Genomic DNA, 15,785 nt, shown 5'->3' on the forward strand with positions numbered 1-15,785 from the left:
GAAGAAATCCTGGTGTGTGCTTTGACGGGGCAGAGTTTATTTTATGTACGGAACCATATCCTCGGGGATTCCGGCAACTCTCTGACCGGCATCCATGGCAGCGATAGCAGTCATCTCTTCTTCAGAAAGAGAAAAATCGAAAATTTCGCTGTTTTCTTTTAAACGTTCCGGATGTACAGATTTGGGGATAACGGCGATTCCCTGCTGGACGAGCCAGCGCAAACCTACCTGGGCCGGAGATTTCTGATACCGTTTGCCGATTTCCAGCATTAGAGGACTCTGCAGATAGGCGCCTCTTGCTAAAGGGGCATAGGCCTGCATAGCGATACCGTTTGTCTGACAGTAAGCAAGCAGTTCCGGGTGATTGAACAGGGGGTGAAATTCTATCTGGTTTACGGCAGGAAGCACATCAGAAACGGTTTTTAACAGTTCTAAATCCTGTATGGAAAAGTTGGATACACCAAGAGATTTTATTTTTCCTGCAGCCTGGAGCTTTTCCATGGTTTTCCAGGTGTCGCAGAAGCATCCGGGTACAGGCCAGTGAATCATGTATAAATCCACATAGTCCAGCCCCAGCCGTTCCAGGCTCCGGTTGAAACTGTCTTCGATATCTCCAATGCGCTGTGCGGTATTCCAGATTTTTGTAGTGACGAATAATTCTTCACGGGGAATGTCCAGGGCTTTTATGGCTTTTCCAACGCCCTCTTCGTTCTTATAGAAAGAAGCTGTGTCGATTAAGCGGTATCCCAAAGCTGCAGCAGAGCTGACAGCCTGTTTCAATTCTCCGTCATCGGTTGCTTTATAAACCCCAAGTCCAAGCATGGGCATTTCTTTCGTATCGTTTAACTGAATTACATGGTTGTCAAAAGACATAAACGAACCCTCCTTAAAAACTCCTGTTTAGTATACCACGAAAATGTGAAAAATGTGATACGATTTTATTAAATTCCTTTATGAAAAAAAAGATTGTTCAAAAATATACAGAATTCGTGGGGAAGATGAGGGAAAACTGCCGTATGGCGGTGGAAATATAAAGGAGAGGGAGGGCAGACAAAACAAAGAGAGAACGGGAGAAGAAAAAACAGTTTTGGGGAAATGCACAAAATGCAAGATGTCAAGAGGGGATTTTTGAAAAAATTTACGGGTTGGACACAGAAAAAAACATAAAATATCTTGATAAAAATATGGAAAACAGGTATAATGAGAACAATTGATAAATTATTGTCATTCATTGCGTCCAAAGCCAAAAAACGGGCGCAGAAAGGATAGGAATATGCATTTAATTAAAGATGAAAATGGAAATGTGATTCCTCATGGAGGAGATGAACATCATCACGACCATGGTCATAACCATGAGCATTGCGGCAGCTGCGAAGACGGCTGTTCCGGAAACTGCACAGACGAAGTTGTGGCATTGCTGAATTATATGCTGTCTCACAACGAACACCATGCAGAGGAATTGGACCAGATGGCTGAAAATCTGAAAAAGATGGGTATGGAGGATGCGGCAAAGACAATCAAAGAAGGCGTGGCAGACTTCCAAAAAGGAAATATGCGTCTGGGACTGGCTTTGACACTGGTAAAAGAACATTTAAAGGAGGCTTAAAATATGTGTCTTGCAACTGTTCAGAAAGAAAGTGACAATACCGTAATCTGTAAAATGGTAAGCCGTATTGATGTGGACGGAGATAAAGTAATACTCCGGGATATTATGGGCGAAACCAAAGTGATTGAAGGAAAAATCCTGATGGTAGATTTGGCAAACAGCCTTGTAAAGCTGGATTGCGAGTAATGATTTTAAAGGGTAAAACCTTAAAATAATATATTACAATATGCGGAGGTAGAAATTATGAAATTATCAGATGCAATGAGAGAGAAAATGCTCCTTTCCTTTGAGCTTTTCCCGCCAAAAACAGACAAAGGAATGGAAAATCTTCCAGGTACAATCGAACATCTTTGCAAGTACAAACCGGAATATATTTCTTGTACATACGGTGCCGGCGGTACAAACGTTGGAAAGAACATGGATGTCTGTAAGATGATTAAAGACGCAGGAACGATTCCGGTAACACACTTTACCTGTATCGGAAACACTGCAGAAGGAATTAAAGAACAGCTGCAGAATTACCTGGACAACGGTGTGGACCATATGCTGGCTCTGCGCGGCGACCTTCCTTTCGGATGGACAGGTACCGGCGGCGATTTCGCTTATGCAACAGACCTGGTGGCATATGTTCGTAAAGAGTTTGGTGATAAAATCGAAATCGCAGTAGCAGGTTCACCGGAAGGACATATTTCCTGCCGCAGCCTGGAAGCTGATATCGCTGTTTTGAAACAGAAACAGGACAACGGCGCTGACTACATCATGACACAGCTTTGCTGGGATATGGAACAGTTCAAATACTGGTTAGACGCTATCCGCTGCGCAGGAATCACAATGCCTGTAGATGTTGGTATCATGCCTATCTTAGATCAGGCTGCTACCATTAACATGGCTCTGTCCCGTAACGCGTGCGTAATGCCTCGTGAACTTTGCGAAATCATCTCCAGAAACTGGATTTTCCCGAACCCATTCGTAAAAGATCCATTCGATGCAGATGTAGAAGGCAAGAAAGAAAGATTCAGAGAAGCCGGCATTGAATACACAATCCGTCAGATTGATGAATATCGTGCATGCGGTATCGAAGGTATCCACCTGTACGCTCTGAACAAATGGAAAGACGTATCTGAAATCATTGACCGTTCCGGTCTTCGTACATTAGTGTAATTTGAAACAGTATAGTATAGAATTTGGGAGGTGCCCTTTATGGCGCATGTAATTGCGGTTGCCGGAAAAGGCGGCGTAGGTAAGACAACATTGACCGGACTTATCATTCAGTATCTTGGTGAAAAGGGAAAAGGTCCGATTCTTGCAGTAGACGCAGATGCAAATTCAAATCTGAACGAGGTTCTCGGTGTAGAAGTAGAAGCTACGCTGGGAGAAGTTCGTGAAGAGGTGGCCAGGTCAGAAATGGCAAAGGACAATCCGATTCCGGCAGGAATGACCAAAGCGGATTATATGGAATTTAAGTTTGATGATGCGCTGGTAGAAGATGATGATTTCGACTTGCTGGTTATGGGACGGACACAGGGGAAAGGCTGCTATTGTTTTGTAAATGGACTTTTACAGGCGCAGTTACAAAAACTTCAGAGACATTATCCGTATATTATCGTGGATAATGAGGCGGGTATGGAACACATCAGCAGGGGCGTGCTGCCCAGCATGCAGACAGCGATTTTAGTCAGTGATTGTTCACGCAGAGGCGTACAGGCTGTAGGAAGGATTGCCAAGCTGATTGAAGAGTGCGATATGCACCCTCAGAAAATAGGTTTGATTATTAACCGCGCACCTGGCGGCGTATTAAACGAAGGAACCAGAGAAGAGATTGAAAAACAGGGATTGGAACTTCTGGGTGTTGTGCCTCAGGATGAAACCGTGTTTGAATATGACTGTGAAGGAACTCCAACTGTGACGCTTCCGGAGAATTCTCCGGTGAAAAAAGCAGTACGGGAGATTGTTGACAAACTGGGACTTTAAAAGCGCAAGCTTTGGCCTCTCTGTCTGGGGCAACTGCACTGGGGAGAGAGGATTTTTTATAAAGCTGATAACCCCCTGGGGCGGATAGGGGTACAGAATCCGCCTGCTTGAACGAGGCAAGCCACTTTAAAATATTTGAAAAAGAGGCGACAATAAAAGGAGGATATTCATGAGTGAATTCAGATTAACTACAGTAGAAGAATTTGAAGCTGCTACTGCGAGACTTCTGGAAACAGGCGCAAAAGTCGGCGCTGATTCCTGGCAGGCTCGTGTGAAAAATCAGACACCACATTGTAAATTTGGTGAAGAGGGCATTTGCTGCCGTATCTGTACAATGGGACCATGCCGTATTACAAAGAAAGCGCCAAGAGGAATCTGCGGCTGCGACGTACACGGTATTGTAGGACGTAACTACCTGAAATTTACAGCAGGCGGTTCCGCTACCCATTCAGACCATGGTCGTGAAATCTGCCATACCTTATATGAATCATCAGCAGATGGCTGCTATAAAGTAAAAGACCCTGAAAAACTGGTTCGTATTGCAAAAGAATGGGATATCGAAACAGAAGGCAAAGATATCTATGATTTGGCACACGAAGTGGCTCTGGAAGGTCTGATGGAATATGGTAAACCGTTTGGAACACAGAGATTCTTAAAGAGAGCTCCGGAATCACAGCAGAAACTGTGGGAAGAAAATGAACTGGCTCCTCACGCAATCGACAGAGAAGTTTCCCGTTCTTTACATATGGCTCATATGGGATGTTCTTCCAAACCGGAAGCGCTGGTAAAACAGTCTATCCGTGCCGGACTTTCCGATGGATGGGGCGGTTCCATGATGGGAACAGAGTTCTCTGATATTTTATTTGGAACTCCAAAGCCAATCGAAACAGAAGCAAACCTTGGTGTTATGGTAGAAGAAAACGTAAACATCGTTGTTCACGGACATGACCCAAGTCTTTCTGAGATGATTTGCGAAGTTGCAGACAGCCCGGAAATGGTTGCATATGCAAAAGAAATGGGCGCAAAGGGAATTACAATTTCCGGTGTGTGCTGTACTTCCAACGAAGTTGCAATGCGCCGCGGTATTCCAATGGCCGGTAACTTCTTACAGCAGGAAAACGTGGTTCTGACAGGGGCTTGTGAAGCTATCGTCGTAGACGTACAGTGTATCTTCCCGGCACTTGGACCTTTAAGCAAATGTTTCCATACAAAGTTTATCACAACTTCTCCAATCGCTCAGATGCCGGATTCTGATTTCATCCGTTTTGATGCACATACAGCATTGGAAAAAGCTACACAGATTGTAAAACTGGCAATCGAGAACTTCAAAAACAGAAAGCCGGAATTGGTATACATTCCACAGATGAAACAGAAAGCTACCGTAGGTTATTCTACAGAAGCTATCGTAAAAGTTCTGGATGGTGTTACCAACTCACAGGTTGATGAACTGGGAACTACAAAACCATTGTTACAGTGTATTACCTCCGGTGTACTTCGCGGTGCTGTTGCTATGGTTGGATGTAACAACCCAAGAGTTCGTCCTGACCTGGCTCATATCGAACTGATGAAGAAAATGCTGGCAAACGATATCATCGTTATCGCTTCCGGATGTTCTGCACAGGCTGCTGCGAAAGCAGGTCTTATGGATAAAGCTGCCAAAGATATCTGCGGCGACGGTTTGAAGAGAGTCTGTGAATTGGCTGACATTCCTCCGGTACTGCACATGGGCTCCTGCGTGGATATCTCCCGTATGCTGGTTCTGGCTGCAACTCTTGCAAAAGATGCAGGCCTGCGTATTTCCCAGCTTCCGGTTGTAGGATGTGCACCTGAATGGATGTCTGAAAAAGCAGTATCTATCGGTAACTATGTAATTGGTTCCGGTCTGGATACTTTCCTGGGTGTTGACCCATATGCTTCAGGTTCCAGCGAAATGGTTGAAATCCTCACAAACGGCACAAGACAGTGGTGTGAAGCAGCATTTACTGTAGAAAAAGATATTGAAAAATTAGGCGATGCCATGATGGCAAGAATCGAAGAGAAGAGAGCTGCCCTTGGTATCTAAGAGCGTCAAAATCGGAAAAGCTTCTTGTTTTAGGGGAAGCTTTCCGAAAACATGACTAGGAAAGGTGAATGACATGAAAATTGCAGTTACAGGAAAAGGCGGCGTAGGGAAAACCACTTTTGCGGCAACCCTGGCTCGTCTGTATGCGGAAGAAGGAAAGCATGTGCTGGCAGCAGATGTGGACCCGGACGCAAATCTGGGACTGGCGCTGGGCTTCGACGAGGAAACCCTGGATTCCATTGTTCCCATTACAAAGATGAGAAAACTCATTGAAGAGAGAACCGGCAGCGGAGAGGACAACCAGTTTTATAAACTGAACCCTCAGGTAAGCGATATCCCGGATACCTATTCCAAAATGGTAAACGGTGTGCGGCTTCTGGTTCTTGGCACCGTGGAAACAGGCGGCGGCGGCTGTGTCTGCCCGGAACATGTAATGCTGAGAAGAATCATCAATAATCTGGTTCTGCACAGAGATGATGTAGTAATCCTGGATATGGAAGCCGGATTGGAACACTTGGGAAGAGGAACCACAGAGTCTGTGGATCAGTTTATTGTGGTGATTGAACCAGGTGCGAGAAGCGTACAGACTTATAAAAATGTAAAACGTCTGGCAGAGGATTTGGGCGTGAAGCAGGTTCGTGTAGTGGCAAATAAGGTGCGAAACCAGGAAGATGAAGACTTTGTGAGAAGCCGGATTCCAGCGGAAGACCTTCTGGGCTTCATTCACTATAACACCGAGGTTATGGACGCTGACCGTCAGGGAAAATCCCCTTACGATTTCAGCAATACAGTAAAAGAAGAAATCACAAAAATCAAAGACATAATCGATAAAGGATTATGAGAATGTTAGGAGGAAAAGACATTGACATTATTTGAAACAGTATTTAGTGGAAATGACGCTGTCTATGGTTTGACAGAAGGCGCTATCAACGCTGCTATTGAACAGCACGGCGCTGACAAAGCTATCAGCTTTCCCAATACAGCATACAGCTTACCATGCTACTACGCTGTAACAGGTGTAAAGGTTGGTACTTTAGGAGAATTAAAAGAAGCATTAGGCGTTGTAAAAACTCTTATGACAAGAGAAATGAGAACACATGACATCTTTATGTCCGGTGTTGCAACTGCTCTTTGCGCTGAATTTATCGAAGTATTAAAATACATTGACGGAGCTGCTCCATACGAAGAACCATGCTACGGACATCTGGCTGACGCGGTTATTCGTGAACTTGGTGTTCCTCTTGTAACAGGCGACATCCCAGGTGTTGCTGTTATCCTTGGAAAAGCTCCTACAACAGAAGATGCTGTTGCACTGGTTAAGAGCTACCAGGCACAGGGTATTCTGGTAACCTTGGTGGGCGATGTAATTGATCAGCTTGCAGAAGCAGGTATGAAGACAGGCGCTAACGTTCGTGTGATTCCGTTAGGAAAAGACGTAACCGCAGTTATCCACGTTGTATCTGTTGCATTAAGAGCAGCTCTTATCTTTGGTAACATCACACCAGGTGATGCAGGCAGCTTAATGAAATACACCATGGAACGTGTTCCTGCATTCGTAAATGCATTTGCACCATTAAACGATGTTATCGTTGCATGCGGCGCAGGTGCTATCGCTCTTGGATTCCCGGTTATCACAAACCAGGAAGGCGTATCCGAAGTACCGAAGAGCTTAATCGTTCAGACAGACGTAAGCAAATTCAACGCTACTTCTCTGGAAGCACGCGATATCAAAATCAAAATTACAAACATCGACATTCCGGTTGCTTTCGCTTCTGCATTTGAAGGCGAAATTATCCGTCGCGGCGATATGCAGGTAGAGTTCGATGGTTCCCGTGTAGACTGTGCAGAATTAGTACAGACTGTAGATGCATCCGAAATCGAAGATCACAAGATTACAGTGGTTGGTCCGGAAGCAGATGAAATGGAACTGGGAAGCAAGAACAGCATTGCATACGTTGTAAAAGTTGCAGGAAAGAATATGCAGCCAGACTTTGAGCCGGTTATTGAGCGTAAATTCCACAACTACATCAACTGTATCGAAGGTGTTTACCATACAGGACAGCGTGATATGCAGCGTATCCGTATCAGCAAAGACGCTTTTAATGCAGGATTCCGTATCAAACATATCGGTGAAGTATTATATGCGTCTGTTAAGAATGAATTTGACGCTGTTGTTGATAAATGTGAAGTTGTTATTTACACAGACCCGGCTGAATGTACAAGAATCCGTCACGAAGTGGCTATTCCTACTTTTGACAAACGTGATGACCGTCTGAAATCTCTGACAGATGAATCTGTAGACGTATACTACAGCTGTATTCTGTGCCAGGCTTTCTCACCATCTCATGTATGTGTGGTTACACCGGAACGTCTGGGACTCTGCGGTGCGGTTTCATGGTTAGATGCAAAAGCGACGAATGAACTTGACCCGAACGGTCCTTGTCAGGTTATCACAAAAGAAAGACCAATCGACGAAAGAATCGGTGAGTACGAAGACGTAAACGAAGCAGTACAGAAATTCTCCCAGGGCGCTCTGCAGGATGTATCTCTGTACTCCATCATGGAAAAACCAATGACCTCCTGTGGATGTTTTGAATGCATCTGTGGTATTGAGCCATTCTCCAACGGTGTTGTTATCACAAACCGTGAGTATGCAGGTATGACTCCTCTTGGAATGACCTTCCCGGAACTGGCTTCCATGACAGGCGGCGGTGTACAGACTCCTGGTTTCATGGGACATGGTAAACATTTTATCGGTTCCAAGAAGTTCATGAAAGCAGAAGGCGGTATTGAACGTATCGTATGGATGCCGAAAGAGCTGAAAGACACCGTTGCTGAAAGAGTTAACGCTACAGCAAAAGAACTCTACGGAATTGACAATTTCACAGACATGATTGGTGATGAAACAATCGCAACTGATCCGGAAACACTGGTTGCATTTCTGACAGAAAAGAACCATCCGGCACTTTCTATGGAGCCAATGATGTAATTGAGAAACAAAAACATAAATGTATGTTTTGTATACAGGAAATGGGAGTTTGTCCAAAAGAGGAAAACTCCCGTTTCCCACATTAGAGAAAGTTGATAAAAATACTCTAAATTTCTACAAAAAACGCAGGTGATTTTCAGAGATTTTGATGAAAGTTTTCGCCAAATATTACCGGGGAAACTTGTCAATATTACCTGAATTGTAGTATAATGTAGGCGGTAAATGCGGATTGCCATAAGCATTTGCCGGTTATAAAAAATATGAAGGAGGCTAATGGAAATGCCGTTTAATCAGAAACCACAGAAATTCAATGCAAACATTAACACAGTTGAAATTGGCTGCGGGGACAAAGCAATCAAATTAGGAGGAGAATGTACTTTTCCTTTCTATACTTTTGATGCTCCTCTTGAAAATGCACCAAAAGTAGGTGTGGAAATCTCAGATATGGGATTATCTGAAATCCCTGGTATTCAGAAATTTTATGAAGGCGCTTCTACAATGGCTGAAATCGCTAAAAAAGCAGAAGCTATGGAAGGCGCTGATTTCGTATGCTTACGTCTGGAAGGCGGAGACCCAAACGGAGCAGACAAATCTGTTGATGAATTAGTCGCAGTAGTAAAAGAAGTTGCGGAAGCAGTTACAGGCCCGTTAGTGGTAGAAGGCTGCAAAAATGTCGAAAAAGATTCTGAATTACTTCCTAAAGTTGCCGAAGTATTACAGGGCAAAAATGCTCTGGTTCTTTCTGCGAGAGAAGAAAACTACAAAGCAGTTGGTGCTGCTGCAGGACTTGCTTACAACCAGAAGGTTGGCGCTGAATCTGCTGTAGATATCAACCTTGCAAAACAGTTAAACGTTGTAATGACACAGTTAGGTGTTAAGGCACAGGATATTGTTATGAACGTTGGTTCTGCTGCTGTTGGTTACGGATTTGAATACGTAGTATCTACTATGGACCGTATCAAAGGCGCTGCATTATCTCAGAACGATAACATGTTACAGATGCCGATTATCACAACTGTAGCTGATGAATCCTGGAGTGTAAAAGAAGCTATGGCATCTGAAGAAGATATGCCTGAATGGGGTCCATTGGAAGACAGAGGTATCAGTATGGAAGTGCAGACAGCAGCTGCTGTATTAGCATCTGGCTCTGACGCTGTTATTCTGAAACATCCTCAGTCTGTTGCAGCAATCTCAAAAATGATTAAAGAATTAATGTAATCGTAAAACAGGAGGATAAATAGAAATGGCATTAACAGGTATTCAAATCTTTAAAATGACACCAAAGAAAAACTGTAAAGAATGCGGCTGTCCTACTTGTATGGCGTTTGCCATGAAAGTGGCTCAGGGTGCTCTGGAAATTTCCAAATGTCCGCATATGTCTGACGAAGCTTTAGCTGAATTATCAGAAGCTACAGCACCGCCAATGAAAACAATCAAAGTAGGTGCAGGCGAAAACGAATACAGCCTGGGCGGTGAAACTGTTTTATTCAGACATGAAAAAACATTTGTAAGCAAAACAAGATACGCTGTTTCTCTTTGCACATGCATGGATGACGCAGCAGTAGATGCAAAGCTGGCAGAAATCCAGAAAGTAGACTACGACCGTATCGGTGAAAGAATGCACGTTGAAATGATTTATGTAAATTATGAAGACGGAGCAGACAAAGACCGTTATGTGGAAATGGTGAAAAAAGCAGCAGCTCTTGGCAGAACTTTAATCCTTGGATGTAAAGATGTTGAAGTTGCAAAAGCAGCTCTGGAAGTATGCAAAGACGGCAAACCGGTATTAAACGGCGCTACAGCAGCAAACTACGCAGCAATGAGCGAAGTTGCTACAGCAGCAGGCGTGGTACTTGGTGTTGCAGGTGCAGACTTAAATGAGACTTATGATACGGTTGCAGCTTTAGAAAAAGCAGGCAACAAAAACCTGGTTATCGACGCAACCGGCACATCTGTAAAAGAAGCATATGCAAATGCAGTACAGATTCGTCGTGCATCTGTAAAAGACCAGGATAGAACATTCGGTTACCCGACTATCGTAAATGTTGCTGCACTGGCTCACGGTGACAGAACATTACAGCAGGCTCTGGCTTCTCTGTTTACTGTAAAATACGGTTCTATCGTTGTTATGGAAACTCTGGACTATGCAGAAGCACTTCCATTATTCGGTTTAAGACAGAACGTATTTACAGACCCGCAGAAACCAATGAAAGTAGAGCCGGGCATCTACCCATTAAATGGTGCAGATGAAAACTCTATTTGCCTGACAACCGTAGACTTTGCTCTTACATACTTCGTGGTATCCGGTGAACTGGAACGTTCTGGTGTGCCATGTAACCTGATTATCTCCGATGCAGGCGGACTCTCCGTATTAACTGCATGGGCTGCAGGTAAATTATCTTCTACATCTGTAGCAAACTACATTCAGGAAAATGTAGAAGGTAAAGTAAAATCCAGAAAACTGGTTATCCCGGGTAAGGTTGCTGTATTAAAGGGCGACATCGAAGCAAAACTTCCAGGCTGGGAAATCATCGTAGCTCCTCTGGAAGCTGTACAGTTAGTAAAATTCCTGAAAGATTTAACAGCTTAATGTTTGCATAGGACAGCTTTGGCAGACTGTCTGAAAGGAAGGAAAGCACCTTCCATTTCTTAAGAGGCGGCAGTTCCTTTTGGGAACTGTCCCGCCTCTGTAAATCTGAATTCTCTTCTGTATTCCCCGTTTCTTTTTGAAGTTGTTTTCAAAAAGGGAAAATAGGAGTTGAATAGATAGAAAACAATGAGCTTAAAATATTAATTTATATAAAAGGAGAAGTATTATGGCTAAATTTGTTACAATTGGTGAAAGAATTCACTGTATTTCCCCATCTATCCGCAAAGCAATGGCTGAGCGTGACCCTGAACCAATTTTAAAACGTGCGAAAGAGCAGTTAGATGCAGGTGCTACATACCTGGACGTAAACATTGGACCTGCTGAAAACGACGGTGAAGACTTAATGAAATGGGCTGTTCAGTTGATTCAGTCTAACTTCGACAACGTTCCTCTGGCTCTGGATACAGCTAATAAAAAAGCGATTGAAGCTGGTATTTCTGTATACAACAGAAGCAAAGGAAAACCAATCGTAAACTCTGCTGATGCAGGCGGAAGAATCGAGAATATCGACCTGGCTGCAGCAAACGATGCTATCGTTATCGCACTTTGTTCAGCAGAAGGTATTGCAGCAGACAACGACGAGCGTATGATGCACTGCCAGAACATGCTGGAAAGAGGTATGATGTTAGGTATGGAACCAACCGATTTATGGTTCGACCCATTATTCCTGGTTGTAAAAGGTATGCAGGACAAACAGATGGAAGTTCTGGAAGCAATTAAAATGTTCAGCGATATGGGTCTGAACTCTACAGGTGGTCTTTCCAATAACTCCAACGGTATGCCAAAACACATCCGTCCAATCATGGATTCCGCTTTAGTAGCGATGTGTATGATGCAGGGTCTGACTTCCGCTATCGTAAATCCATGTGATTTAAGATTAATGGAAACTATCAAATCCTGTGATGTATTCAAAAACAATACTTTATATGCAGATTCTTATCTGGAAATCTAATATCTGCAGACAGACGAAATAAGATTCCTATACAGGGGGTGTCGCATTAAGCGAGGATTGTTTGATGTGACAGCCCCTGTGTACAAGAAAGAGAAAGGCAGAGTTTCTATGTTTAAAGTGACTTTTAAATTCGGAAGCGGCGAGGATGTCACGACCTTTGCCCAGGAAGGTGAGAACCTTTTAGACGTAGCACGCAAAACCAATGTAGCGATTGACGCTCCCTGCGGTGGAAATGCATCTTGCGGGAAATGCAAGGTAAAATTTGTGAACGGGGAACTGGATTCTCCCAAAACACGGCATATTTCAGATGAGGAGTATGAAAGCGGCTGGAGATTGGCATGTGTAAGTAAGATTACGGGTGACGTTGCGGTAGAAGTACCCGATATAGCATCTGCTTACCGCAGCCGAATGAAAGTTGCAGATTTAAGTTCCAAAGAAGAGATTGCCATTTTTGAAAACGCAAAAAACGATTTGGAAACGGCAGGTCTTGCCTTAAAAAACAGTATGGAGATTCTGGATGTGTCCATGGAGATTCCTACCCTGGACGACACCATGCCGGATAATGAACGTCTGGTTCGGGCCATTAAGAAACAGACAGGTGCCTCATCTGTGCGTCTGCCCTTCCAGGTGCTGACGAAGATAGCCAGAGTGTTCCGGGAAAGCGGCTTTCAGGTGCGCTGTGTGGTGCGGACTTCTTCTGCCGGAAACATTTTTGTTTATGATGTGTATCCAAAAGATGCCGAAGTAGTAATCGGAGGACTGGCTGTGGACATTGGTACAACCACAGTATCTGCGCTTTTGATTGATATGCTGACGGGTGAAATTATCGGAAAAGCGTCTGCCGGAAATGGACAGATTCGCTACGGTGCAGATGTTATCAACCGTATTATTGAATCTATGAAACCGGGAGGCAGTAAAAAACTGCAGGACGCCATTATTGGAGAAACCATCAATCCGCTGATTGAGCAGATGTGCAGAGCCAGCGGTTTTCTGCCGGAACACATTTACCGCATGGCAGTAGCAGCCAATACAACCATGAATCATCTCATGGCAGGAATGGAAGGCGACCCCATCCGTATGGAGCCTTATATTCCTACTTTTTATAAAACCAATTCCCTCTTTGCCTCAGATATTGGGATTTGCATTAACCGGGATGCCCATATCATTGTAGCGCCCAATATTGGAAGCTATGTAGGCGGAGATATTACAGCAGGTACTCTGGTAAGTATGCTTTGGAACCGGCCGGAGTTTTCCCTGTTTATTGACCTTGGTACAAATGGCGAACTTGTATTCGGCAACTCAGACTTTATGATGAGCTGTGCATGTTCTGCAGGTCCTGCTTTTGAGGGCGGTGATATCAGTTGCGGTATGCGTGCTACAGATGGGGCCATTGAGGCATGTACCATTGATAAAGAAACCATGGAACCTTCCTACAGCGTTATTGGAAGAGAAGGTGAAAAACCCATTGGTTTATGCGGTTCCGGTATTATTGATGTCATTGCAGAACTGTTCCGCACCGGAATTATCAATCCGAAAGGAAAGTTTGTCCGGGAAGGAAAACGTATCCGTCACGATGAATACGGCATGGGCAGTTATGTTCTGGCTTTTGAAGAAGAAGCAGGTTCTGTCAAGGACGTAGAAATCAATGAAGTGGATATTGATAACTTTATTCGTGCAAAAGGAGCAATTTTCTCTGCTATCCGCACCATGCTGGCTTCCATAGATTTTGAAGTGGAAATGATTGATGATGTTTATGTGGCAGGCGGCATTGGCAGTGGAATCAATATGGAGAATGCTGTGCGAATTGGTATGTTCCCGGATATTTCTATTGAAAAATTCCACTATATTGGAAATTCTTCTCTTGCGGGGGCTTATACCATGCTTCTTTCAAGAGACGCAGAAAGAAAATGCTATGATTTGGCATCGAACATGACGTATCTGGAACTGTCCACAGTGCCGTCCTACATGGACGAATTTGTGGCGTGCTGTTTTATTCCGCACACAGATACCGCTCTGTTTCCGTCCAGTGTACAGGAATCATGAGTTTTGACTAAAATTATCCGAGGTGAAAATATGAATTTTGATTATGCAAAAGACAGTAAGGAACAGCGTCCCTATGAGCATTATTTAAGTGCCTATAAAAGTATGGACCCAAGGGAAATCAGTGAGAGAACGGGCTTTCCCTATGACGAGGAAACCGGCAATTTTACTGTCCGTCTCATGGGAAGCACTTATCTGGTTTCATTCCCGGACTACGAGATTCAGCCTGTAGAAGATACGATTGGTGTGTATCCTCTTACAGAGGCCATGAATGTAAAAATTCTGATTATCCGGTATATGGCGGAACGGTTTCAGACACCTTTCTCCGGTAAGTTTATCACTTATCATGAGGTTCCATGGGGTGAGGTGTATTTCAGACAATTCCAGGGCAGATGTCTCATGCGTTTTGCTTTTTCCTACGGAAATAAACTGGAAATGTTTGCGAAAATAATGGAACATCTGGGAGCAGAGAAATCAGAGGAGGGAGATTGTTCCTATAAACTGGAGTTTATGGACAACCTTTTTATTAAATTTATCCTCTGGGCCGGAGACGACGAGTTTCCACCGTCTTCGCAGATTTTGTTCTCTGATAATTTTGCGGCAAGCTTTGCAGCAGAAGATTTAGCTGTGGTGGGAGATATTTCCATCAATATGATGAAAGCACTGGAAAAAAAGCTGTCTTAAGAATGTGAAGTATTAGTAGAGTAGATATTGCGCGTTAAGTGTCATGGGATGGGAAGTTGTCCATGAACGAAGGTAATCTGGTTATCTTTGGATTCGCCACGATGTAATATTGCGTCCGCTACTACATTAAGGATTTGATAAATTCTTCTCTTTGGTGTAGTAAACTACTATGCCGTATCATTGCTGTAAATGCTGTTTCAGACAGCAAAAGAGGAGGATTTATTACAAATGAAAAGAGTAAGTAAAGTAAAAATCATGGTATTTGCGGCTGTTTTGATTGCCATGAATATTGTATTGTCCAGAATACTGTCCATATCCATCGGCCCAACGCTGAGAATCACGGTTTCTCAGACACCGATGTATCTGGCTGGTTTCTGGTTTGGACCTGTTGTAGGTGGCCTTTGCGGATTCCTGGGTGACTTGATTGGAAGTCTGCTGCAGGGCTATGCGCCAAACCCGTTCATTTCCATTTCTGCGATTCTGACGGGAGCGCTTCCGGGAATTGCAGCGTGGTTATTTAAGAAATCCATAGGTCTGCCCCAGATATTGGGCATTACGATTTTAAATGGACTTGTGGGGTCTCTGGGATTCACCTGCATCGGTCTTCACTTTTATTACGGAACCCCTTGGGTGGTACTTTACAGCACTCGTATCATCCAGACAGTTTTGCTGACAGCAGTCAATACGGTTCTGGTACTGTTACTCTATAAAAGCCCTTTGACCGCTTATCTTAAAAAGAGCATGTCTATGGGAATTATACAGGAGAGGCAGATGCCGCAGAGCCATGTGAAATAAAACATTAAGGGAGGTTTTAGAATGGGATTTAAAACT

General features: G+C 43.8%; 14 protein-coding genes and 1 riboswitch. Of the genes, 13 read left to right on the plus strand and 1 reads right to left on the minus strand.

Translation table 11 applies throughout. The features are described 5' to 3' along the window. Positions 1 to 36 precede the first annotated feature (36 nt). On the minus strand, positions 37 to 873 hold the full coding sequence (locus WKT17_RS13815; RefSeq protein WP_291683346.1) for an aldo/keto reductase: 837 nt from the start codon (positions 871 to 873) through the stop codon (positions 37 to 39). Positions 874 to 1,273: 400 nt separating this feature from the next. On the opposite strand from WKT17_RS13815, the gene WKT17_RS13820 reads away from it, so the two are divergent. From WKT17_RS13820 to WKT17_RS13880, 13 genes are all read left to right on the plus strand, one after another. After that, a complete protein-coding gene (locus WKT17_RS13820) occupies positions 1,274 to 1,606 on the plus strand; it encodes a cobalt transporter (protein WP_294461945.1) in 333 nt (110 codons plus the stop codon). A 3-nt stretch (positions 1,607 to 1,609) separates the two neighbouring features. Then, complete coding sequence (locus tag WKT17_RS13825) at positions 1,610 to 1,792, plus strand: CooT family nickel-binding protein (protein WP_173749466.1); 183 nt, start codon at positions 1,610 to 1,612, stop codon at positions 1,790 to 1,792. Between the two features lie 57 nt (positions 1,793 to 1,849). Further along, entirely contained in the window at positions 1,850 to 2,767 is a 918-nt protein-coding gene (locus WKT17_RS13830; RefSeq protein ID WP_111919874.1) for a methylenetetrahydrofolate reductase, read from the plus strand. 39 nt (positions 2,768 to 2,806) lie between these two features. After that, a complete protein-coding gene (locus WKT17_RS13835; protein ID WP_173749465.1) occupies positions 2,807 to 3,577 on the plus strand; it encodes an ATP-binding protein in 771 nt (256 codons plus the stop codon). A 169-nt stretch (positions 3,578 to 3,746) separates the two neighbouring features. Further along, a complete protein-coding gene (cooS, locus tag WKT17_RS13840; RefSeq protein ID WP_173749464.1) occupies positions 3,747 to 5,639 on the plus strand; it encodes an anaerobic carbon-monoxide dehydrogenase catalytic subunit in 1,893 nt (630 codons plus the stop codon). 73 nt (positions 5,640 to 5,712) lie between these two features. Beyond that, complete coding sequence (locus tag WKT17_RS13845) at positions 5,713 to 6,480, plus strand: ATP-binding protein (protein WP_291683344.1); 768 nt, start codon at positions 5,713 to 5,715, stop codon at positions 6,478 to 6,480. 21 nt (positions 6,481 to 6,501) lie between these two features. Further along, the gene (acsB, locus tag WKT17_RS13850) at positions 6,502 to 8,628 is read left to right on the plus strand and encodes an acetyl-CoA decarbonylase/synthase complex subunit alpha/beta (RefSeq protein WP_173749462.1); all 2,127 of its coding nucleotides are present in this window, start codon (positions 6,502 to 6,504) and stop codon (positions 8,626 to 8,628) included. A gap of 279 nt (positions 8,629 to 8,907) precedes the next feature. Beyond that, positions 8,908 to 9,846: an acetyl-CoA decarbonylase/synthase complex subunit delta gene (gene acsD / locus WKT17_RS13855; RefSeq protein WP_291683342.1), complete on the plus strand. Its 939-nt coding sequence runs from the start codon at positions 8,908 to 8,910 to the stop codon at positions 9,844 to 9,846. A 25-nt stretch (positions 9,847 to 9,871) separates the two neighbouring features. Next, complete coding sequence (gene acsC / locus WKT17_RS13860; RefSeq protein ID WP_173749461.1) at positions 9,872 to 11,218, plus strand: acetyl-CoA decarbonylase/synthase complex subunit gamma; 1,347 nt, start codon at positions 9,872 to 9,874, stop codon at positions 11,216 to 11,218. Between the two features lie 226 nt (positions 11,219 to 11,444). Then, on the plus strand, positions 11,445 to 12,230 hold the full coding sequence (acsE, locus tag WKT17_RS13865) for a carbon monoxide dehydrogenase/acetyl-CoA synthase methytransferase subunit (protein ID WP_111919868.1): 786 nt from the start codon (positions 11,445 to 11,447) through the stop codon (positions 12,228 to 12,230). A 108-nt stretch (positions 12,231 to 12,338) separates the two neighbouring features. Then, on the plus strand, positions 12,339 to 14,273 hold the full coding sequence (acsV, locus tag WKT17_RS13870) for a corrinoid activation/regeneration protein AcsV (protein WP_291683341.1): 1,935 nt from the start codon (positions 12,339 to 12,341) through the stop codon (positions 14,271 to 14,273). Between the two features lie 30 nt (positions 14,274 to 14,303). Beyond that, positions 14,304 to 14,954, plus strand: coding sequence for a DUF3786 domain-containing protein (locus WKT17_RS13875; protein ID WP_291683340.1), 651 nt, complete (start codon positions 14,304 to 14,306; stop codon positions 14,952 to 14,954). A gap of 14 nt (positions 14,955 to 14,968) precedes the next feature. Continuing rightward, positions 14,969 to 15,077: riboswitch (THF riboswitch) on the plus strand. 105 nt (positions 15,078 to 15,182) lie between these two features. Beyond that, positions 15,183 to 15,749: a folate family ECF transporter S component gene (locus WKT17_RS13880; protein WP_173749458.1), complete on the plus strand. Its 567-nt coding sequence runs from the start codon at positions 15,183 to 15,185 to the stop codon at positions 15,747 to 15,749. Positions 15,750 to 15,785: the final 36 nt, after the last annotated feature.

Origin of the sequence: Blautia sp. HCN-20427 (assembly GCF_037890365.1) — a bacterium.
Classification (GTDB): Bacteria; Bacillota; Clostridia; order Lachnospirales; family Lachnospiraceae; genus Blautia.